At 62.9% G+C, this 21,670-nt stretch carries 14 protein-coding genes; 8 read left to right on the top strand and 6 right to left on the bottom strand.

Features of this window, described 5'->3' with window-relative positions; translation table 11 throughout:
- Positions 1-213: 213 nt before the first annotated feature.
- Positions 214-1,539 carry an MFS transporter gene (locus Uis1B_RS09125; RefSeq protein WP_101617627.1) on the top strand — a complete coding sequence of 442 codons (1,326 nt, stop codon included), beginning with the start codon at positions 214-216 and terminating at the stop codon, positions 1,537-1,539.
- A 166-nt stretch (positions 1,540-1,705) separates the two neighbouring features.
- On the top strand, positions 1,706-3,046 hold the full coding sequence (locus Uis1B_RS09120) for a glycoside hydrolase family 30 protein (RefSeq protein WP_101617625.1): 1,341 nt from the start codon (positions 1,706-1,708) through the stop codon (positions 3,044-3,046).
- A 404-nt stretch (positions 3,047-3,450) separates the two neighbouring features.
- Here Uis1B_RS09120 and cdd read toward each other — a convergent pair whose 3' ends face one another.
- Together cdd and Uis1B_RS09110 are read right to left on the bottom strand one after the other, a co-directional pair.
- Positions 3,451-3,897 (bottom strand): cytidine deaminase, encoded by a 447-nt coding sequence (gene cdd / locus Uis1B_RS09115; protein ID WP_101617622.1) that lies wholly within the window; start codon positions 3,895-3,897, stop codon positions 3,451-3,453.
- Between the two features lie 206 nt (positions 3,898-4,103).
- Positions 4,104-4,688: a TetR/AcrR family transcriptional regulator gene (locus Uis1B_RS09110; RefSeq protein ID WP_423734885.1), complete on the bottom strand. Its 585-nt coding sequence runs from the start codon at positions 4,686-4,688 to the stop codon at positions 4,104-4,106.
- A 507-nt stretch (positions 4,689-5,195) separates the two neighbouring features.
- On the opposite strand from Uis1B_RS09110, the gene Uis1B_RS09105 reads away from it, so the two are divergent.
- Both Uis1B_RS09105 and Uis1B_RS09100 read left to right on the top strand, forming a co-directional pair.
- Entirely contained in the window at positions 5,196-7,442 is a 2,247-nt protein-coding gene (locus tag Uis1B_RS09105; protein ID WP_101617616.1) for an exo-alpha-(1->6)-L-arabinopyranosidase, read from the top strand.
- Positions 7,443-7,593: 151 nt separating this feature from the next.
- Positions 7,594-9,999 carry a glycoside hydrolase family 3 N-terminal domain-containing protein gene (locus tag Uis1B_RS09100; RefSeq protein WP_101617614.1) on the top strand — a complete coding sequence of 802 codons (2,406 nt, stop codon included), beginning with the start codon at positions 7,594-7,596 and terminating at the stop codon, positions 9,997-9,999.
- Positions 10,000-10,937: 938 nt separating this feature from the next.
- On the opposite strand, the gene adhP is transcribed toward Uis1B_RS09100, so the two are convergent.
- Positions 10,938-11,951, bottom strand: a complete 1,014-nt coding sequence (adhP, locus tag Uis1B_RS09095) for an alcohol dehydrogenase AdhP (protein WP_101617612.1) — start codon at positions 11,949-11,951, stop codon at positions 10,938-10,940.
- 535 nt (positions 11,952-12,486) lie between these two features.
- Between adhP and Uis1B_RS09090 the strand changes: the two genes are divergently transcribed.
- Positions 12,487-13,536 carry a LacI family DNA-binding transcriptional regulator gene (locus tag Uis1B_RS09090; protein WP_165782825.1) on the top strand — a complete coding sequence of 350 codons (1,050 nt, stop codon included), beginning with the start codon at positions 12,487-12,489 and terminating at the stop codon, positions 13,534-13,536.
- A gap of 662 nt (positions 13,537-14,198) precedes the next feature.
- Here the strand turns inward: Uis1B_RS09090 and rbsD are convergent.
- From rbsD to deoC, 3 genes are all read right to left on the bottom strand, one after another.
- Positions 14,199-14,705, bottom strand: a complete 507-nt coding sequence (rbsD, locus tag Uis1B_RS09085; RefSeq protein WP_101617607.1) for a D-ribose pyranase — start codon at positions 14,703-14,705, stop codon at positions 14,199-14,201.
- Positions 14,706-15,005: 300 nt separating this feature from the next.
- Positions 15,006-15,932 carry a ribokinase gene (locus tag Uis1B_RS09080; RefSeq protein ID WP_101617606.1) on the bottom strand — a complete coding sequence of 309 codons (927 nt, stop codon included), beginning with the start codon at positions 15,930-15,932 and terminating at the stop codon, positions 15,006-15,008.
- A gap of 354 nt (positions 15,933-16,286) precedes the next feature.
- The gene (deoC, locus tag Uis1B_RS09075) at positions 16,287-16,985 is read right to left on the bottom strand and encodes a deoxyribose-phosphate aldolase (RefSeq protein ID WP_101617604.1); all 699 of its coding nucleotides are present in this window, start codon (positions 16,983-16,985) and stop codon (positions 16,287-16,289) included.
- A 659-nt stretch (positions 16,986-17,644) separates the two neighbouring features.
- On the opposite strand from deoC, the gene Uis1B_RS09070 reads away from it, so the two are divergent.
- The 3 genes from Uis1B_RS09070 to Uis1B_RS09060 all read left to right on the top strand — a co-directional run.
- Positions 17,645-19,867: a right-handed parallel beta-helix repeat-containing protein gene (locus Uis1B_RS09070; protein ID WP_101617602.1), complete on the top strand. Its 2,223-nt coding sequence runs from the start codon at positions 17,645-17,647 to the stop codon at positions 19,865-19,867.
- A 47-nt stretch (positions 19,868-19,914) separates the two neighbouring features.
- Positions 19,915-21,057 carry a mandelate racemase/muconate lactonizing enzyme family protein gene (locus Uis1B_RS09065; protein ID WP_101617600.1) on the top strand — a complete coding sequence of 381 codons (1,143 nt, stop codon included), beginning with the start codon at positions 19,915-19,917 and terminating at the stop codon, positions 21,055-21,057.
- Between the two features lie 74 nt (positions 21,058-21,131).
- The coding region (locus Uis1B_RS09060) for an aldo/keto reductase (protein ID WP_207763410.1) at positions 21,132-21,670 on the top strand (539 nt) is incomplete at its 3' end.

Genomic DNA, 21,670 nt, shown 5'->3' with positions numbered 1-21,670 from the left:
CAACAATAGATAATGAGAGCCCTCTCATTGCCCTATATTTTCAAGGGTTTCGACAACACGCCCGAAATGACGCTGTGATTATTTGCGCTTTTGACAAACCGAACGGTTGGTTTTATCATAAAGTTATCTAATGACCGGTATATAGCTCACAAAGCAGTAGGTATCCGGTTGCTAGTCAGGTCGAAGAAGACTGAATTGGAAGGAAGAACATCAATGGCAACTGCAACCCTTTCGAAGGAAGAACGCCTCGCCGCGCATTACGCGGCAATCGAGGCTGCCTCCAAGGATCCCACGCTCTCCCCCGCCACGGGCAAGCCGCTCTCCAAAACCACGCTGTTCCGTTTCGGCGCGGGCTTCCTGGTGTTCGGCATCCTGTGGATGAGCGGCCTCGGCATCGTTTCCGCAGTGCTGCTCCCCGAGCACTACAAGGCCATCGAAGGCGCGGACCCCGAGGCGCTGGTCGGCATCGTCAACGCATTCACCGCAGTGGCGTCGCTGGTCTCCAACCTGATGTTCGGCAACTTCTCCGATCGCTCCCGCTCCCGCTTCGGCCGCCGTACCCCGTGGATCGTATTCGGCGCCCTGCTCGGCGGCGTGACGCTGTTCCTCACCGGCACCACGCATAACGCCGTACTGCTCACCATCTACTACTGCGCCTGCATGTTCGGCCTGAACTGCATGATCGCTCCGCTGGTCGCCATCCTCTCCGACCGCGTCCCCTCCGGCGTGCGCGGCACGATGTCCGCCTTCTATGGCGCCGGCTCCACCATCGGCGCCCCGATCGGCACCATGATCGGCGCCCTGTTCATCACCAACCTGATCCCCGGATTCGCCGTGGCCGGCGTGCTGATGTTCCTCGGCGGCGTCGTGGCCGTCATCATCATGCCGAAGGAAGCTCCCGCCGACTTCCTCCCCAAGGACGAAGGCTCCTTCAAGGACGTGCTGATGAGCTTCCGCCCGCCGAAGTTCTCCACCGCCCACGACTTCTACAAGGCGTTCGTCGGCCGCTTCTGCATGCTCATCAGCTATCAGATGATCAACGTCTACCAGCTGTACATCATCCAGAACTACATCGGCCAGAGCGTCAAGCAGTCCGCCGTCACCATCTCCGTGGTCTCCTCCATCATCATGGTCGTCTCCCTGATCGGATCGTTCATCTCCGGACCGCTCTCCGACTTCATCGGCCGCCGTAAGGTCCCGGTCATCGTGGCCTCCGTGCTTTTCGCCATCGGCATCGCCATGCCGTGGATCTTCCCCTCCTCGATGGGCATGTACCTCTTCGCCGGCATCGCCGGTCTGGGCTACGCGGTCTACTCCGCGGTCGACCAGGCCCTGCTCGTCGACGTGCTGCCGAACAAGGAGGAGGCCGGCAAGGATCTGGGCATCCTGAACCTCGCCACCACCCTCGGTCAGATGTGCGGTCCGATCCTGATGTCCGCCATCGTGGTGAACCTGGGCTACTCCTTCGCCTTCCCGGTCTCCATCGCGCTGGCCATCATCGGCTGCTTCTTCATTCAGATCATCAAGGGCGTCAAGTAATACCGGGCCAATACCCGATCTGATACTCGGCCCTGATCCCTCCGGACTTCCGGTCCCGCCGGCGGGAGCGTCTTCCCTCCCCGCTCTTGCCGGCTTCCCACACCACGCAACTGCACTTTCATACACCTCCCCCCCCCCTAACTCACATCGCGAAAAGGAGCAAACAATGGCCACGTGGATCGCAACGACGCAAACCGACAAGCTGGTCGATCGCACCTCGGACATCAAAGCCACCGGTGCGGTCTCCTCGCCCGACCTGCAGCTCGACGGCGAGGAGTATCAGGCCCTGCGCGGCTTCGGCGGCTGCTTCAACGAACTCGGCTGGCTGCCGCTGCAGACCGTGACCGACGAGGAACGCGCGCAGATCATCAAGGAGCTGTTCAGTCCCGACGAGATGAACTTCACGTTCAACCGTGCCCCCGTCGGCGCCAATGACTTCTCCGACCACTGGTACAGCTACAACGAGACCGACGGCGACTACGAAATGGAGCACTTCTCCGTTGCACATGACGAGGAGACGCTGATCCCCTACATCCACAGCGCCCAGCAGTGGCAGCCGAACATGCAGCTGTTCTCCAGCCCGTGGTCGCCGCCCACCTGGATGAAGAAGCCGAAGGCCTACAACTACGGGCGTCTGGTCGATACCCCCGAGAACATGACCGCCTACGCGAAGTACTTCGTCAAATACGTGCAGGCCTACGCCGAGCACGGCATCGAAGTCACGCAGCTGCATGTGCAGAACGAGGTGTTCGCCGACCAGAAGTTCCCCAGCTGCCTGTGGACCTCCGACCTCATGAAGACCTTCATCCGCGACTACCTCGGACCAGCTTTCGAGGAGGCCGGACTCGACACCGACATCTGGCTGGGCACGCTCAACGGCCCGGAGGACATGGCCTTCACCGGCGGCTACGGCATGAAGCTCGACAACTACAACCGCTACGTGGACAACATCCTCTTCGACGAGAACGCGCGCAGGTACATCAAGGGCATCGCTTACCAGTGGGCCGGGCGCGACGCCATCTCCCGCACCCATGAATCATGGCCGGAGATCGAACTGATCCAGTCCGAATCCGAATGCGGCAACGGCGAGAACAGCTGGGAGTACGCCGAATACATCTTCCACCTGATCAACCACTATCTGCGCAACGGCGCCACGGCCTACACCTACTGGAACATGATCCTCGACGATCAGGATTCCACCTGGGGCTGGTGGCAGAACTCCCTGTTCACCATCACGGCCGACACGCACGAGATCCGACGCAATCCGGAATACTACGTGATGCGGCACTTCTCGAAGTACGTGCGTCCCGGTGCGAAGGTGCTCGGTACGTCCGGCCACTTCAACTCGATGGCCATCGCCTTCCGCAATCCGGATGGCTCGGTCGTCGTGGTCGCGCAGAACGCACTCGACTACGAGATGCCGTTCGCGTTCGCCGACCCGGAGAACCCGGAACGCAGCGTGAGCGTCACCCTTGACCCGCGATCCTTCAACACCTTCGTGCTGTAGGCGGGAATCGCCGTAGGGGCGGTTGTAGGCGTACCGCAGACGCTGAGGTGCTGGGGTGTGCCGTATAGGGAGAGGCTCCTTCGATCCACCTTCGTGCTGCCCCTGACTCGGCCACTTGCACAGCCCCCGCTGGCGGGGGCTGTCGGCGTAAGCCGACTGGGGGTGGTCAAACGCTGTGCGAAATGGTGTCTGGCTTGTCGGTGGGCGGGTTTGGCGTAAGCCGACTGGGGGTGGTCGAACGCTGTGCGAAATGGTGTCTGGCTTGTCGGTGGGCGGGTTTGGCGTAAGCCGACTGGGGGTGGTCAAACGTCATCGGCATGGTGCCGAATGACGATACGGGGAGCGAATGCCTGCTCCATCGTCTCTATCTGCTCCATCGTCTCTGGTTCACATCTCGCCCGCGGCTACTCCTTGCCGCCGAACGCGCCCTTGAAGGGGTCATCCTCGCCGTCGAAGACCGGCTTCTCCGTAAGCGGATAGAGCTCGTCAAGGGTGTAGGTCTTGTACTCGGTCGGGCTCTTGGCGAGGATGATCTGGAAATCCCGCTCGCAGAACTCACAGAGGAACTCGCGACACATGCCGCACGGCGAACAATAAGCGGTCAGCGGGCCCTTGGCCGAGCCGACCACCACAATGCGCGTGAACTCGTGATGTCCTTCGGAAACGGCCTTGGCGCAGGCTGTGCGCTCGGCGCAGATGGTGGGGGCGAAGCCCATGTTCTCGATATTGCAGCCCGTATACACCGTGCCGTCGGCGGCCTCCAGCGCTGCGCCCACGCAGAAGTGGGAATAGGGGGAGTAGGAGCGCTCCCGCGCTTCGATGGCCTTGCTGATGAGCTCTTCGGTGGTCATACTATGCTCCTTTGCATTTGGTTTAACGCTTTACCACATGAAAGTCTAGCATCGGAACGTTTGGCTCAATTCACTCTTTGCGAGGGCCTCCAAAAGAGTGAATTGAATTTGGCGCCATATGGATAGTTTCCCTATGGTAACTGCGGTTTTGAGCGCTTTTTTCGTTCACTCTTTGCAGGGGGCCTTCAAAGAGTGAACGGAAATCCTCAGCGATACCCCTCCCACAGGGGCATGGGGAACAGCGCGCGCTCGCACATCGCCCACATGGCGATGAAATCCTGCCCCGGTTTGCGCAGCCAGCGAAGCTGCACGCCATCCATCATGCTGAATCCGGCCAACAGCACCTCGGCTGGATCGACGCCATCGGGCACCGCCCAGTTCACCTTCCTCGCCTGCTCCACGCCGTTGCGCTCGCGATCCGCGAAATAGTCGTGCGCGGGATGGTTCGGGTCGAGTGCCTCTGCGCTCAGCGTCGAGAACATGTGCACCAGATTAGGCCGTTTGACGTTGATCTCCACGGTGGCGCGGAACATCTCGGCGATCGACGGCCGTGGCTTCGCCGCGCACTGCCGCAGCAGCTCGTTGGTCTCCTGATCGTACATCTCCGTCAGCACCAGCCGCAGCAACCCTTCCTTGCTGCCCACGTAGTGCAGTACTCCGGCCTTGGTGAGTCCGGCACTGGTGGCGATCTTCTGCAGGGATGTACCGTAGTATCCCAATGTGCCGAAGTATTCCACCGCCGCATTGAGAATTCGTGTGCGTCGGTCGATCTGTTCCTCAGGCTCCTGGATTGCGGGGGAGCGGCCGTCTTCTTGGCTCTTGCCGTCGTCTGTGCGCTTGTTCGCTGCCATGATGGTTTTTGCGTGCCTTTCGTTCCATTGACAGATGCGAAACAACAAAAATATGCCTCACCATTGTAGTCATACCTTTCGGTTGGTAGCTGCCTGATCACGTTCGGAGGGCACGGGGTGACCGCCGGGGTAACCGCCGGACGAGCGTTCGGCCCGTTCGGCGGATACTACGCGAACTGGTCGTGCAGACGGGGGCGTACTGCTTGACCGAGCCGGGCCGGTGCCAAACGAGCATCCGATCCGTCAGCTAGCGTGTCGAAATCGAATGCATGGTAGATTATTTACCAACCGACCGGTTGGTCTCAGGACGTTGGTCTCGAGATAGTGATCTTAAGATTTCGCAGATGAAATAGGGAAATCCGAACCGGGAGGCCGACCGAACCGGGAAGTCGTCATCGTGGCATTGCGGCCACCGGTGACCGTGAACGCGCAAGGAATGAGGACAGCATGAGCGAGAACACCTACCCCTCCGTCAACGATCTCACACTGGAAGAAAAGGCCAGCCTCACATCGGGCGGCGACGCCTGGCATCTTCAGGGCATTGAGTCCAAGGGCATCCCCGGTTACATGATCACCGACGGTCCCCATGGTCTACGCAAGTCCCTCGCCAGCGATACCGGCTCCACCGATCTCAACGATTCAGTTCCCGCCACCTGCTTCCCGCCGGCCGCCGGACTTTCCAGCTCATGGAACCCGGAGCTCACCCATCAGGTGGGCGAGGCCATGGCCGAGGAATGCATTCAGGAGAAGGTCGCCGTCATTCTCGGCCCCGGCGTGAACATCAAGCGCAATCCGCTGGGCGGACGCTGCTTCGAATACTGGTCCGAAGACCCGCTGCTGGCCGGGCATGAGGCCGCCGGACTGGTCAACGGCATCCAGTCCAAGGGCGTGGGCACCTCGCTCAAGCATTTCGCCGTGAACAGCCAGGAGACCGACCGCCTGCGCGTGGACGCCCGCGTCTCCCAGCGCGCCCTGCGTGAAATCTACTTCCCGGCGTTCGAGTACATCGTTCGCAACGCCCAGCCGTGGACGATCATGTGCTCCTATAACAAGATCAACGGTGTGCATGCCGCCCAGAACCACTGGCTGCTCACCGACGTGCTGCGCGGCGACTGGGGCTTCAAGGGCATCGTGATGAGCGACTGGGGCGCCGCGCACGATCGCGTCGCCTCCCTGAACGCCGGCCTGAACCTCGAAATGCCCCCGAGCTTCACCGACGACAGGATCGTCTACGCCGCCCGAGACGGCCGCATCGCCCCCGAGCAGCTCGACCGCATGGCCCAGGGCATGATCGATCTGATCGACAAGGCCCGCGCCGCCATGAGCATCGAAGGCTATCGCTTCGACGTGGAGGCCCACGATGAGATCGCCCGTAAGGCCGCGCTGGAATCCATGGTGCTGCTGAAGAACGAGGATGCCGTGCTGCCGCTGGCCGAGGACGCCAAGGTCGCGGTGATCGGCGAGTTCGCCCGCACCCCGCGCTATCAGGGCGGCGGCTCATCGCACATCACCCCCACGAAGATGACCGGATTCCTCGACACGCTCACCGCTCGCGGCATCGACGCCAGGTTCGCCCCCGGCTTCACGCTCGACCTCGAACCGCAGGACCCGGCCCTCACTGCCGAGGCCGTGGACGCCGCCAAGGGCGCCGACGTGGTGCTGATGTTCCTCGGCCTGCCCGAAGCCGCCGAATCCGAAGGCTTCGACCGCGAGAACATCGATATGCCGGCCAAGCAGATCGAACTGCTCAAGGCCGTGGCCGCCGAGAACGCGAACGTCGTCGTGGTGCTGTCGAACGGCTCGGTCGTCTCCGTGGCGCCGTGGGCTAACAACGCCAAGGGCATTCTGGAATCCTGGCTGCTCGGTCAGGCCGGCGGCCCGGCTCTGGCCGACGTGATCTTCGGCAAGGTGAGCCCCTCCGGCAAACTGGCCCAGTCCATTCCGCTGAGCATCGACGACGATCCGACCATGCTCAACTGGCCCGGCGAGGAAGGCCACGTCGACTACGGCGAGGGTGTGTTCGTCGGCTACCGCTACTACGACACCTACGGCAAGGCCGTGGATTACCCGTTCGGCTTCGGCCTTTCCTATGCGAGCTTCGAGATCTCCGACGTGGTAGTGAGCAAGACCGGTGCGAACACCGCCTCCGTAACCGCCAAGGTGACCAACACCTCCGATGTGGACGGCGCCGAGGTCGTGCAGGTGTATGTCGCTCCCGGCAAGGCCGCCGTGGCCCGTCCGGCCCACGAGCTCAAGGGCTTCAGGAAGGTGTTCCTCAAGGCCGGGGAGACCGCCGAGGTCACGATCGATCTGGACGAGCGCGCGTTCGCCTACTGGTCCGAGAAGTTCGACGGCTGGCATGTTGAGGCGGGGGAGTACACCGTCGAGGTCGGCACCTCCTCGCGTGACATCGCCGGCACGGCGTCCGTCACGCTGGACGGCGACGGCAAGTCCCTGCCGCTGGACGAGTGGAGCACCTTCAGCGAGTGGCGTGAGGATCCGATCGGCGGGCCGATCGTCGAGGCGATGAAGGCCAAGGGGGAGTCCGGCGAACTGGCCAAGCTGCCCGACAACGACATGATGAACCTGTTCATCAATTCCATGCCGATCAACAGTCTGACCACGCTGCTCGGCGAGCCGGGCAAGGCCGTCACCGCCTTCCTGATCGACGAATACGCCAAGGCCGCGAAGTAGGCTGACCGTCATCCCCGCCGCCCGGCGATATCACCAAAAGATATTCGCATAAATTTGGGCGACGGGGTTTCTTTTCGCTGTATCGGTGATATTATCTAATGGAAGGTAGATAGAAGCCGTTGCCAACGGGAGACAATCCCGATGGCGTTCAATGAGGAAGGTAAGAACCATGGCCGATACCACTCTGCCCTACAAGAATCCCGATCTGCCGGTCTCCGACCGTATCGCCGACCTGCTGGGCCGCATGACTTTGGAGGAAAAGGTCGGTCAGATGATGCAGCTCGACGCCCGTATGGGCAATCTCGACGAGCTGATCGTCGACAAACACGTCGGATCGATTCTGCACACCAGCCCCGATGATCTGCCCCGCGCGGTGGAAACCGTGAACACCAAAACCCGCCTCGGCATTCCGCTGGTGATCGGCGACGACTGCATCCACGGCTATTCGTTCTGGCCGGGAGCCACGATCTTCCCCGAACAGCTCGGCATGGCCGTGTCCTGGGACTCCGAAAAAGTGCAGGCCGCCGCCCGTGCCACCGCCGAGGAGGTCTCCACCACCGGCGTGCATTGGACGTTCTCCCCGGTGCTGTGCATCGCGCGCGACACCCGATGGGGTCGCGTGGGCGAGACCTTCGGCGAGGATCAGCATCTGATCGGCGAAATGGCCTCCGCGATGGTCAAGGGGTATCAGGGCGGCGCCAAGGCCGGCGAGCCGCTGGGCAAGGATGCGATCCTCGCCACCGCCAAGCATTTCGCCGGATACTCCGAAACCCAGGGAGGGCGCGACGCTTCCGAAGCCGATCTCTCCCACCGCAAGCTGGCCAGCTGGTTCCTCCAGCCGTTCGAACGAGTGGCCAAGGAAGGCTGCGGCACGTTCATGCTCGGCTACGAGTCCATCGAAGGCGTGCCGGTGACCTTCAACAAGTGGCTGCTCTCCGACATGCTGCGCGGCGCGTGGGGCTACAACGGCACGCTGATCACCGACTGGGACAACGTCGGTCGTTCGGTGTGGGAGCAGAAGGTGCAGCCGGACTACGTGCATGCAGCCGCGGCCGCGGTGAAGGCCGGCAACGATCTGGTCATGACCACCCCGCAGTTCTACGAAGGTGCGATCGAGGCAGTGAAGACCGGTCTGCTGGAGGAGTCGCTGCTCGACTCGGCCGTCTCCCGCATCCTGGCGCTGAAGTTCCGCCTCGGCCTGTTCGAGGATCCGCGTCTGCCCGATCCCGAACGTATCAAGGCCGTGATCGGTTCCGCCGAGCACGCGCAGGTGAATCTTGATCTCACCCGCGAATCCGTGGCCCTGTTGCGCAACGACGGTTCGCTGCCGTTCGAGATCCCGGCTGCCGGTGCCGCTACTACTGGTGCCGCGGATGCAGCCGCCGGTTCCGCGGCCGGCGTCAAGAAGAAGATCGCCGTGATCGGCCCGCTGGCCGACGACGCGCAGACCCAGCTGGGTGATTGGGCAGGCAACTCCGGTCAGGTGAACTGGATGCCGGACGGTCATCCCCGCGAGACGATCACCACCGTGCTCGACGGATTCCGCGATCTGGCTCCCGCCGACTGGGAGGTCACCTACTCCCGTGGCGCGAACATCGTGGATCTCGTTCCCGATCCGGAAGGCGAGACCTACCCGGACGGCCAGCCGCGACCGAAGGTCGGAGTGCCCGCGCCGGTCGATCAGGATCTGCTCGACGAGGCGGTGGCCGCGGCCCGTGAATCCGATCTGGTGGTGGCCGTGGTCGGCGATGTGATCCAGCTGATCGGCGAAACCTGCTCCACCGGAACGTTGGAACTGCTCGGCGGCCAGAACGCGCTGCTGGAGGCGCTGGCGAACGTGGCCGCCGAAACCGGCAAGCCGCTGGTCGTGGTGCTGATGAGCTCCAAGCCGCAGGTGCTGCCGGACTGTGTGCTGGGGGAGCGGGCCGTGAACGGCGTGATCAAGCGTGCCGACTCCTTCCCGGCCGCGTCCGCGCTGCTGTGGGCGCCGAGCCCGGGCATGAAGGGCGGCCAGGCCATCGCCGAGATCATTCTGGGCGTCACCGAGCCGAGCGGTCGTCTGCCGATCACCTTCCCGCGTCACGCCGGCCAGCTGCCGATGTACTACAACCAGATCCGCGGACAGCATGGCAACCGTTACGCCGATCTGACGCAGGATCCGGCATTCGCGTTCGGCGAGGGTCTGGCCTACACCACCTTCGAATACGGCGACGTGGAGATCGAGAACGGTGACCAGCCGTTCGGCGCCGACGACGTGGTTCGTGCCACCGTGGCGGTGACGAACACCGGTGAACGTCCCGGCACCGAAGTGGTGCAGGCGTACATCGGCGATATCGTGACTTCGGTGAGCTGGACGGATCGTGAGCTCAAGGCGTTCAAGCGCGTTTCGATTGCGCCCGGCGAGACCAAGCGCGTGGAGATCGAGATTCCGGTCTCCGACTGCACGATCGTGGATGCCGAGGTCAACCGCCTCGTCGAGCCCGGCGAGTTCGAGCTGCTGATCGGCCACTCGTCCCGCCGCGAAGACCTCAGGCGCGCCGTGTTCACGGTGGAGTAGCGCTCGCGGCGTCGTTCCGCTGCTCCCGATATACGTACGAAGAGTCGCTATATTGCAGCCCTGGGCATGTGAGCCGTGCCCAGGATCGGTCTCAAGCGAAAGAACTGTGGTAGGCAATTCCCCGTCCACTGGAACCCGCCAACCCGCCGCCTTGTCAGACTTCCCTTCGGAGGGGAGACTGGCCGGCGGCGGAGGGAACCTGCCCGGTACGGGGGCTTCGGCAGAGGGGTCGGTACGGGGCTTCCTCTTGGAGGGGACTTGTCGGTACGGGGGCTTCCCCTCGGAGGGGAAGCTGGCAGCCGTAGGCTGACTGATGAGGTGGTTTGGGCGCAGCTCAGGGCGGAATACTCACCTCGTTCGGCTGGCAAAGCCGGCCACCTTCCCCTTCGAGGGAAGGCTTGGGTTCCTTGTCGGAGGAGACCCCCCGAGTTTGCGCGCCCCGCATGTGGCGTGACTTGGGCTAGGTGGCGTCACTCGGACTAGGTGTACCGAGTGACGCCATGACCAAACCCTTGAAATTCCAACGTTCTGACAGGTGCGTCACATGGAACACCCGAGCCGAGTGACGCAAGGTGTACCGAGTGACGCAAACCAGCGTCGTCTGGTTCCCGGCCGATTGAGATTGCGTGGAATAGTGGCTTCCCGAGGTGGCTTCCCGAGGTGGCTTACCGAGGTGGCTTACCGAAGTACTAGGCGGTAAAAGCTTTGATTTGCATCCCTAGTCCATCGGAAACTGGATTCTGTGATTGCGGGATCCTTGCAATCATGCGGTTTTGGCTGCTTGGTGCTTCAGCTCTCGATGGACTAAGGCGCATTGTGTGTGAAACGCACCTTAATCCATCGATCGTTTCGGATATCGGGCCAGGTTTCGATATCCGAAACGACCGAGCTATCCGAAACAGCAACAAACGATCAAGCTATCCGGAACGATCGAAATATCAGAACCGCGTGAGATCGAGCACCATGCGGCCGCGGATCTTGCCGTCGTTCATCTCGTCGAAGATGTCGTTGATCTCCTCCGGCCGGCGCATCTGGCAACGCGGCACGACCTTGCCTTCAAGGCCGAACTGGAAGGCCTCGGCCAGATCCTTGCGGGTGCCGACGAGGGAACCGGTCACCTGAATGCCGTTGAGCACGGTGCTGGGGATGTCGAGATCCAGCGTGCCTTCCGGAACGGCGACTGCGGTGAGGCGGCCTCCCGCACGCAATGCCTTGGCTGCGTTGTTGTAGGCGGCCGCTGCCACGGCGGTCACCACGGCCGCATGTACGCCGCCCACCTGCTCGGCGGCGAACGCGCCCAGATCGGTTTCGGCAGGGTTCACCACCAGATCGGCGCCCAGCTCCTTGGCGAATTCCAGCTGGCGATCGTTCACGTCGGCGGCGATCACCTTCGCGCCGAACACGTTCTTGGCATACTGCAGCGCCAGATTGCCCAAGCCGCCGAGACCGATGACCAGCAGCCATTCGCCCGGCTTGATGCCGGAGGCCTTGACCGCGGAATAGGTGGTCACGCCGGCGCAGGTGATGCTGCTGGCGGCGTCGGAGGGGAGTCCCTCGGGAACCTTCACCGCGTAGTCGGCGGTGACGATGCACTGCTGGGCCATGGCGCCGTCAACGGAGAAGCCGGCGTTCTTCACCGTGCGACACAGGCTTTCGCGACCGGTGATGCAGTATTCGCAGTGGCCGCAGCCTTCGAAGAACCACGCCACGCTGGCACGGTCGCCGACCTTGAGCGAGGTGACTCCTTCGCCGACTTCGACCACGCGGCCGATGCCCTCATGCCCGAGGGTCACGCCGGAGACATCGCCGAAGTCCTGATCCTTCACATGCATGTCGGTGTGGCATACGCCGCAGCATTCCATGTCGAGCAGCGCCTCGCCGTATCCCAGCGGACGCAGCTCCTTCTCCACGATTGCGGCTTTTTTGTCGGGGGTGGCAACGATCGCCTTCATGGGTGAAACTCCTTTGTTCGATAAATGGGTATGGTGTTCGATTGTGGTTGGTTCGAGTGGGAATGTTGGTTTGGCGTCAGTGCCGCGCCGTTTGATTCCCGGTGTGAATGGTGTAATCTGATTCATAGATGGTTCTTGCTATGCTTCATCGTTGAATCAAATCGTGGTTACCAATCTATCCGGTTGGCGTGCGGTTGTCAATCCGTCGGCCGGGTCGCAGATGTGCCGTGTGCCGTGGGACGTGTTGCGTGCGTTGTGCCGATAACGGTCAAGCCGATCGTTATTGCCGCAGCGCTGGTTGAGGTGTCTGCGGCAGTGCGAATAGCGGAAAGGGGGCGATGATGCCACAGGGTGCGTCTGAAGTCTTCAACAGCCAGAAAACGCTGAAATCAAGCATTTTCGAACGTTACAGAAATAGTTCGAGAATACAATGTGGAGAGTTATCAAGGGTGGATGCCGTGCTTGCGCATCTGTATTCGCGTATGTCCCCCCCCCCCATGGCGTCAATCGAGAGGGATGAATCATGGTTAAAAGCGTGACGATTGCTGACGTCGCCGCGGAGGCGGGTGTGTCGACCAAGACGGTATCGAATGTGATCAACCGTACCGGACGTATGAGCGACGAAACCCGTAAACGGGTGGAGGAGGTCATCAACCGACTCGGATACCGCATCAACAAATCCGCGCAGGCGTTGCGGTCCGGTGCCACCAAGCTGCTCGGTCTCGCCGTACCGGGATTCGCCAATCCGTTCTTCGGCCTGTTCTGCGACGAGGTCTCCAGCTATGCGCGCGGCAAGGGATACGGCGTGGTGATCAGCACCTACGGCAATATGGACGAAGGTCTGGATGGGCTGATCGACGAAACCTATCACGTCAATGCGGATGGGTGGATTTTCCTCACCGACCGTCCGCTGAAAAAGCGCGGTGCAGTGCTCCGGCAGTCGTATCCGGTGGTGCTGACCGGCGATTTCCCGGCGTTCGCGCAGGCGGATTCCGTTTCCATGCCCGATGCCGACGGTGCCGAATACGCGACGACGTGGCTGCTGGATCATGGGTGCAGGCGTGTGGCATTCCTTGGCACGCCGCCGGATCTGTTCGGCAAGGCGGGTGTGCGGGACAGTGCGAAGCTGGAGGAGCTGCTCGTCAAGCATGAAGGCAATATGAGCCTTCGATTCCGCGGATACATTCGAGCTCTGCGGGAGAAGGGCATCGATCTTGACTGGGATCTGGTGGTGCCCTGCGACTTCATGGATCGCGAGTCCGGCGAAGAGGCGATGACCGCTCTGCTGGATCGCGGTATCAAGGTGGACGGCGTGTTCTGCGCCAACGACATCATTGCGTTCGGTGCGCTTTCCGTATTGAAACTGCGGCATATGTCGGTGCCGGACGACATGCAGATGATCGGGTTCGACAACACCCGCGATTCCGGTCACTGCACCCCGTCGCTCACCACGATCGATCCGTTTGCGTGGCAGTACGCGCAGATGGCTGTGGATTGCCTGCTGCGACGCATCGACGGCGACAAGGAGAAGCCCGGTCTCTACACCACCGGTTTCCGCCTCGTGGAGCGCGATTCGACCCGCTAGATAGGGCAGGATCCTGACTTGCCGGCGTCGTGAGCTTTAGGTGTTTCTGCCTTCCCCTTTGAGGGGAAGGTGGCGGCCGGAGGCCGTCGGATGAGGTGGCTTGGACGTGAACCGCACCCCACCAGCTCGCCCGTCGACTCGTCCGGACCTTGGGGACGGCGCCGCCGTTCCCCTCAACGGGTCCAGCCCAGCGGGGGCGAACATGGTGACGTGGACTCCGGAATTTCGTTTGAACTTGTTCATGGCATTCATACCATTGCGTGTCGGAAGTGAGGGGAGCGGTTGTGTTCCGGTCGCGGGTGCATGTCGAAACGGGATCGCGTCACTCGGTTCGTCTTGCGTCACTCGGTTCGGGTATGCCATGTGACGCACCCGTCAAAACGTTGGAATTTCAATGGTTTAGTCGTGGTGTCACTCGGTGCGGGTGTTCCGCGTGACGATACCTGTACCGGGTGACGGTGCGAATGCTTCGAACACATCTCCGTCATCCAGCACCGGATCCTTGCCCGAATATGGTTTCAAGTACTTATACGGGTTGCGCATGCCGTTGCGCAATGGCTCGGGCATGGAAAAGCCCTTCCGGGTGGGAAGGGCTGGTCGAGAGATCGGAAGAAGGAAGGAAGGGAACGGTCTCTCGAAATCTGGATCAGATCCGCTGCCGGTTAGACGGTCTTGAAGTCGGGGACTTCGTTGGCTTCGATGCGGCGGCGGCGTTCCTTGTACAGGGGCAGGGGCTCGACGGGCTCGTCGTCGCGGAACCAGGCGTACGGGTCGGTCGACGCAACGAGCGCGAAGTTGGCCCACGCGGTCAGGGACCCGGAGCGGATCACGACCTTGGCCTTGGGTGCCCACTCGGCGATGAGCTCCTCGTGGGGCGCGGGGATGAACTCGGCTCCCGAGCCGGTGTAGATCTCCTGCACGTCCTTGTAGAGCGCGGGGTACTCGGTCTTGACCTCGGGGGCGAAGCGCACCTCCTCGACGAACATGTGCGCACGCAGGACGCGCAGGATCTCGAGCACGTCGACGGTGCCGGCGGTCAGGCCCAGGTCGACGATGTTCGCGTCCTTGGGGATGGGGAATCCGGCGTCGGTGACGAGCACGACGTCGGTGTGGCCCAGGGTGGCGAGGGCCCCGGCGAGCTTGGCGTTGAGGATCTTGTTGGGCTGCATGATTCACTCCTTTGTGAATGGCGGTTGCGATATACGGTGTAACCGCTGGTTTGGTTTGGATTGTCGGTTTGGTGTTGAGACAGTGGGGAGATGGTGGCGGATGTGACGATCGGCACGGATGGCGGTGATCGGTCTGTGCGAAGGCGACGGCAAGGCGACTGCGGGGCGTTGGCCGTGAAACAACCGCCGTGAAACACTCGATGTTTCACGTGAAACATCATCGTGAAACAGAGTCGTGAAACATCGAGTATTGGCTGCTGGAGTCTCGAACGGACTGATTTCCGTATGGAGATCAACCGGTCAGTCTTTGTGGGCGATGAAGTCGTCGACCTGTTTGCGGGTGTGGTAGGAGGGGATGGTCTCCCATTCGGTGCAGCACAGCGCGCCCACGGCGGACGCGAACCGGGCCGCAGCCGCGAGGTCGCGCCGCCCGCCCTGCTCGCCGATCGCGACGCACAGGCCCGCGTTGAAGCTGTCGCCGGCCCCGTTGGAGTCGACCACGTCCACCTTGAACGGCGGGACCTCGACCGACCCGTCGCGGCTGAACACGGCCGCGCCCTTGTCGCCCAGGGTCATGACCACGGCGCCGGCGCCTCGGTCCATCAGCTTGGCTGCGATCTCTTCGTTGCTGATAGGGTCGTCGGGGGCGAGTCCGACGCATACGCGCGCCTCGGTCTCGTTCGGGGTAATGATGTCCACGTCGGACAGATCCACGTCGGTCAGCGGCACGGCGGGAGCTGGGTTGAGCACGGTGGTCACGCCCTTCTCCTTGCAGCGCTTCATGGCGTACAGGGCGGTCTCCAGCGGGATCTCGAGCTGGGCGAGGGCCACGTCGCAGCCGGCAAGGGCATCGATGTTCGCGTCGATGTCGGCGGGGGAGAACTCGCCGTTGGCGCCCATGTCGACGACGATGACGTTGCGGGCGTCCTTGTCCTTGACGATGAGGCCCACACCGGTGGGCTGCGAGCCGGTGACGCGCACGCCGTCGTCGGCGATGCCCTCGTCGGCGAGCAGGCGGCGGAACTCGCGGCCGAAGTTGTCGTCGCCGACCACGCCCACGTAGGTCACGTCGGCGTCGAGGCGGGCGGCCTGGACGGCCATGTCGCTGCCCTTGCCGCCGTAGGTCTCGCGGTAGTCGCGGCCGATGAGGGTCTCGCCGGGCTGGGGGATGCGGTCCGCGGTCATCACCAGGGCCTTGGCGTACGAACCGATGATACCGAGTTTCATAACAAATCAGCTCCTTTGCTGACGGAAGACGGAAGTGTGGCGGGTGTTGTGGGTGGGATCGCGGCGGTGCGGAGGTTGGGGTGTCGTCTCGCCGTCCGATATGCCGGCTGATGCCGTTCCGGATGCGCGAATGGGACTTCGCGGCAATACCGGAATGCCGTGTACCGCGGATCCCGTAAGCGTGGATCCCGTATATCCGGAATCGATGCGTCGAACGCGCCACGCGAATGGATGGGGGATTGGAGAGGTGGAAGGGTGGATGGGTATGGATGACGAGGTCCCCCGCGTCGGTTGCGGGGGACCTGTTAGAGAGAAGAGGAGATGTACGAGTTCGGTACAGGGGGAGGGAACGCTTTAGTAGGCGTTTTCGTCGCCGACCAGGCCGTCGACGATCTGGGTGGCGGAGCTGGTGCCCACGAGCTCGGCGCCGGCCTCGAACAGGGCCTTCATCTTCTCCAGGGAGTTGACCTTGCCGGAGACCTTGACGCGGGTGACGTCATTGGCGGCGGCGGCGAGGATCCTCACGTCGTCCACGGTCGCGGCGCAGCCGCCCACGCCCCAGCCGGAGGAGTTCTTGATCCAGTCGATGCCGGAGGCCACGGCGATCTCGGAGGCCTGCTTCTTCTGCTCGTCGTTGAGGAAGCCGAACTCCAGCATGGCCTTGCAACGCAGGCCCTCCTCGTGGGCGATGCGCACGATGGTGTTGAGCTCCTCGGCGTAGGCGTCGATCTCACCGCCGACCAGCAGGCCGGGGTTCGGCGGGAAGTCGAACTCCTGGGCGCCGGTCTTGGCCAGCTCGCGCAGGGCGGCGATCTTCATGGGCAGGGTGTCGTTGGCCTGCGGGAAGTTCAGGGTCGTGGCCACGGACACGCCGGTGCCCTTGAGGATCTCGGCGGCCAGGTCGCAGTAGCAGGGGGCGATCATCGCGGCGTCGAACCCGTACTCGGCGCAGGTCTCGATGTGCTTGACGACCTGCTCGCGGGTGAGGTTCGGGTTGACGTTGGTGTACTGGATCGCCTTGGCGATCTGCTTCTTGTCATTGAAATCAATCATGATTGCTTCTTTCCTTGTAGTTGGGTTGTTGTTGTCAGGTCTTTGAGGAACTCGAACGAGTCCGGTTAAGTTCTAGATGATTCCTGTTTTGCTTCATCGTTGAACCAAACGGTAGTATCATTTAAACCCGATCGGACGGTAATGTCAAACTTCCGACACGCCGATTCCGATGCGAAGAACGTGATATGGGGATGTGGCCGCGACGCGGTCGGTCACAATATGGTCGATCGCAACATGGCGGGTCTCCGCATCGAAGGCAGTCACTCGGTTGCTGTGGTTCGCAGCCCGGACGCCTTTCCGATGCCGCCTGACGTGACGGCCGGCTGCGTAGACCCTTGCGTAGCCGTGGCGTGTCGGAAGTTTGACATCTGGAAAGAATAACGGTTTAATAAAGATCACCGATGGTTCAACGATGAAGCATAAAAAGCATCATAAGAGAAAAAACATCATGGGAAATCTTCCCTCCGGAAGGTTCTCCCGACAGTCAATCGCCAGGCCGCATCCTGTGGCCGTCCGCTCCGATACGGCCGGAAACGTGGCCGCCGAACAGACAACCGACGAACAGACTACCGCAAGCCGGCGGGTAGCACCGACCGGCAATACGGACGAATACGGATAACACGGACAACGTAGTTCCGCGAACTCTAGGGGGGTTCGATATGGGTTCCTATCGACTTGAGGTGCATGTCAGCCCCGCAGGATCCCCGTACGGCGACGGCAGCAAGGACTACCCGACCCGCACGCTGGACGCGGCTCTCGCCATCGTCCGCAGACTGCGCGTCCGCACCCAGCCCGTCACCGTGTGGATGCACGGCGGCGACTACGAACTCGGCCATACGCTGGAGCTCGGTCCCGCCGACAGCGGCATCACCTTCGCCGCCTGGCGGGGCGACGACGGCGCCGCCACCCCGGAAACCGTACGGGTCACCGGCGGCGAAACCATTCGCGACTGGCATGAAGACAGCATCGACGGCAATCCCGTCTGGGTGGCTGCAGCCAGTCCCGAAGCCGGCCGCACGCTGTACGTGAACGGCGACCGCGTACCCCGTCCGCGACTGCCGCACGAGGGATATCTTCGCGTATCCGAGCAGCGGGGCCTCGACGTCAACGCCGATCTCAACTCCACGTTGTTCAGCGGCGCCAGCGCCTTCACCTTCAACGCTGCGGACTCCGAATACGCCGAAGAACTGGCCAATATCAAGGCCTGGCCCGGCATGGAGGCCGTGATCCCGCATTTCTGGATCGAGGAGCGTCTGCCGATCAAGACCATCGCCGCGAACGGCACTGCCGCGAACGACGACACCGCACAAAACGACGCCGTACAGAACATCACCGCGCAGAACGCCGCCGATACCGACATCGCAGTCACCTCCGACTATCAGACCATGCTGTGCCTCAAGGACGGCGACGGCGACGCGATGGCCCGCTTCTACCTCGACGGCGTGGCCGAGGAACTCGGCAAACACGCCGGCGAATGGCTGCTCGACCGTGAAGGCCAGCTCGCCACCGACGCCCGGCCCAACGGATACGGTCGCAGCGTGGTGCTGTACGCGCCGGGGGAGAACGACTCCATCGACGACTTCACCGCCGTGATTCCCCGAGTCGGCCAGCTCGTCACCATCACCGGTAACGCGGCTGCCATCGCCCACGACATCCGCTTCGAAAACGTCGGATTCGCCTACGCCGACTGGTCCCAGGCCCCGGCCGCACGACCGCCGTTCCAGATGCGCGAGGATCCGGTGCTCGACCCGAACGTGCTCTACGCCTCCGATCCGCAGGCCGCCTCCACCGTACCCGGCTGTATCGGCCTGACCTTCGCCGAGGACTGCACCTTCGTCGACTGCGTCATCGAACACGTCGCCGGCTATGCGATCCGCCTCGACCGCGGCGTACGCGGCACGCTGATCTCCGGCTGCACGATGCATGACCTCGGCGCCGGCGCACTGGCCTGCGGCGGCGATCCGAATCCGCGCGACCCCGGCTTCAACACCTGCAACGAGATCAGCGACTGCGAGATCTCCGACGGCGGCAAGGTCTACCCGCACGCCGTGGCCGTGCTCATGCGTCACGGATCGCACAACACGGTGGCCTGCAACGAGATCAGCCGCTTCCATTCCAGCGCCATCGCCTGCGGCTGGCGTTGGGACTACGGCGAGAACCACAGCACGTTCAACCGCATCGAAGGCAATCACATCCACCATCTGGGCGGTCCGAAGCTCGACTGGTTCGGCGCGATCTACACGCTCGGCGTCTCCCCGGGAACCGTGGTGCGCGGCAACCTGATCCACGACGTCCGCGCCGCGCAGTTCGGCGGCTGGGGCATTCTGGTCGACCCGTCCACCTCGGGGATCGAGTTCAGCGGCAATGTGATCCACCACGTCTCCAGCGAATGCCTGCACATCAAGACCGGCCTGAACAACGTCATCACCGGCAATCTGCTCGCCCACGGCGGCACCGGCCAGATGTCGCTGGCCGTGCCGGAGGGCCACACCGCAGCGGTGGTGATGCACAACGTCATCGTCGGCGCCGGCACCCCGGCGTTCGCCGGCAGTCCCGGATCGGGCAGCGCGGCCGACATCAACCTGATCTCGGACGCCAACATGATCTGGGACGATTCGGACGGCGAACAGGCGATGATCGCCGCGGACGGCGTCATCGCCAAGGACGCCGACGGTTCCGACCGCTGGACATGCACCACCCCGCAGGGCGAGGCGTGGACGGCCAAGGGCAACGACGTGCATTCGGCGATCGCCGACCCCGCCGTCTCGTTCAACCCCGACGGATCGGTGACGCTGCACGACGAGTCGGCATGGCGTGTGCAGGGCATCACCCCCGTCTTCTCCGGCACGCAGGGTCCCCGTCCCCGATCCGACAGAGGATGACGGACGGACGAACAACCAACCAACGGCACAGCAAAGGCAGGCACATCATGAAGATCACAGGCTACCGATCCATTCACACCGTGCATAACTGGGGTCACCCGATCGGCGACGTCAACGGTTCCATCGAATCCGGCGTCACCGAGGTTCCGATCCTGATCGTGGAGACCGACGAAGGCCTCGAAGGCATCGGCCTCGGCGGACACAACGGCATCGAACGCGTGTTCCCCGCCGTCGAAGGCGAGGATCCGCGCGCGGTGACCGCACTGTACGATCGGATGCTCGGCCGGGTGTTCAAAAGCGGTCACGCCGGCGAGGTGTTCGGCGCGATCGGCGTGCTCGACATGGCCCTGTGGGATCTCAAGGCGAAGATGGCCGGCGAACCGTTGTGGCGCACGCTCGGCGCGCGCGACCGGTTCGTTCCCGGATACGCCTCCTGCCTCGACGGCCCGGTCCCTGAAGCCGATCTGCCCGCCCTGTGGGGCGAATGGGCCGACCGCGGATTCCACGCCGTCAAGGTGAAGGGCGGCGCCGACATGGACGCCGATCTGCGCCGACTGCACCTGGCCGAGGAGGTCTTCGGCGGCGGCAAGGGCGGCAACGGCGGCGGCAAGGCCGAGATCTTCTTCGACGTCAACGAATCGTGGAGCAGCGTGCAGGCCGTGCGCCGGATCAAGCGGATCGAACGCGAGATCGACCTCGCGTGGATCGAGGAACCGGCCCGCCGCTGGGACGCCGACGGTCTGCGTCATGTGCGCGAGCATGTGACCACCCCGGTGGCCTCTGGCGAGAACCTGACCGGTCTGGAGCAGTTCAAGCCGCTGATCGACGCGAAGGCCGTCGACGTGGTGCAGACCGGCAGCTGCTGGGGCATCACCCACGCCCTGCGCGTGGCCAACTATGCGTTCGCGAACCATCTGCCGTACAGTCCGGTGGGATACAACGCGAACCCGGTGGCCGCGGCCGCCGCGTCGATGCCGAACCACATGATCATCGAGATCCAGGCGCTCACCCCGCCGATCGGCATCACCAGCGATCAGACCATCGAAGACGGCGGCATCGTGCTCGGCGACGAGCCCGGCCTCGGCTACAGCGTGGACGAACAGGCCATCGCCGAGGAGCGCCGTGCCGGTACGTGGACGATCGCGGCCGGACCGCATGTCCGCCCGGCCAACGCGGGATTCCGGATCTGACGATCGGGCGATCTCGACCAATCAATCATCAGACCAACCGACCAATCACCATCAATAACAAAGGAGTTACTCACATGGAAACCAGGAAGCTCGGCAACACCGGTCTTGAAGTCCCGATCCTCAGCGTCGGCGGCGCCCCGCTCGGCGGCGAGTACGGCGAGGTCAACCAGGATCTCGTCAACGAGACCATCCAGGTGGCCTTCGAGAACGGCATGAACCTCATCGACACGTCGCCGTGGTACGGCCGCACCCAGTCCGAGAAGAACATCGGCGTGGGCCTCAAGGGCATCGACCGTTCCTCCTACATCATCACCACCAAGTGCGGCCGCTACGAGCCCGGCAAGTGGGACTTCTCCACCGAGCGCATCAAGCGCAGCGTTCCGGAGAGCATGGAGCGCCTCGGCCTCGACTACATCGACGTGGTCGAGTGTCACGACATCGAGTGGGGCGACATCCATCAGGTGATCGACGAGGCGCTGCCCGTGCTGCGCGACTACAAGGAGCAGGGCATGATCGGCTTCATCGGCGTGACCGGCTACGACCTCGACCTGCTGGAGAAGGTGGCCGTCGAGGAGGAGCTCGACACCATGATGACGTACTGCAACTACGATCT

It is taken from the genome of Bifidobacterium margollesii, from assembly GCF_002860355.1.
GTDB classification, from domain to species: domain Bacteria; phylum Actinomycetota; class Actinomycetes; order Actinomycetales; family Bifidobacteriaceae; genus Galliscardovia; species Galliscardovia margollesii.
The sequence above is the reverse complement of the archived record's forward strand: the minus strand, read 5'-3'. Positions and strand labels throughout refer to the sequence as shown.

Excerpts from the sequence above, each read along its gene's own strand:
- Uis1B_RS09125 (WP_101617627.1), top strand. The coding sequence starts at position 214 with ATGGCAACTGCAACCCTTTCGAAGGAAGAACGCCTCGCCGCGCATTAC.
- Uis1B_RS09120 (WP_101617625.1), top strand. The coding sequence starts at position 1,706 with ATGGCCACGTGGATCGCAACGACGCAAACCGACAAGCTGGTCGATCGC.
- cdd (WP_101617622.1), bottom strand. The coding sequence starts at position 3,897 with ATGACCACCGAAGAGCTCATCAGCAAGGCCATCGAAGCGCGGGAGCGC.
- Uis1B_RS09105 (WP_101617616.1), top strand. The coding sequence starts at position 5,196 with ATGAGCGAGAACACCTACCCCTCCGTCAACGATCTCACACTGGAAGAA.
- Uis1B_RS09100 (WP_101617614.1), top strand. The coding sequence starts at position 7,594 with ATGAGGAAGGTAAGAACCATGGCCGATACCACTCTGCCCTACAAGAAT.
- adhP (WP_101617612.1), bottom strand. The coding sequence starts at position 11,951 with ATGAAGGCGATCGTTGCCACCCCCGACAAAAAAGCCGCAATCGTGGAG.
- rbsD (WP_101617607.1), bottom strand. The coding sequence starts at position 14,705 with ATGCAGCCCAACAAGATCCTCAACGCCAAGCTCGCCGGGGCCCTCGCC.
- Uis1B_RS09080 (WP_101617606.1), bottom strand. The coding sequence starts at position 15,932 with ATGAAACTCGGTATCATCGGTTCGTACGCCAAGGCCCTGGTGATGACC.
- deoC (WP_101617604.1), bottom strand. The coding sequence starts at position 16,985 with ATGATTGATTTCAATGACAAGAAGCAGATCGCCAAGGCGATCCAGTAC.
- Uis1B_RS09070 (WP_101617602.1), top strand. The coding sequence starts at position 17,645 with ATGGGTTCCTATCGACTTGAGGTGCATGTCAGCCCCGCAGGATCCCCG.
- Uis1B_RS09065 (WP_101617600.1), top strand. The coding sequence starts at position 19,915 with ATGAAGATCACAGGCTACCGATCCATTCACACCGTGCATAACTGGGGT.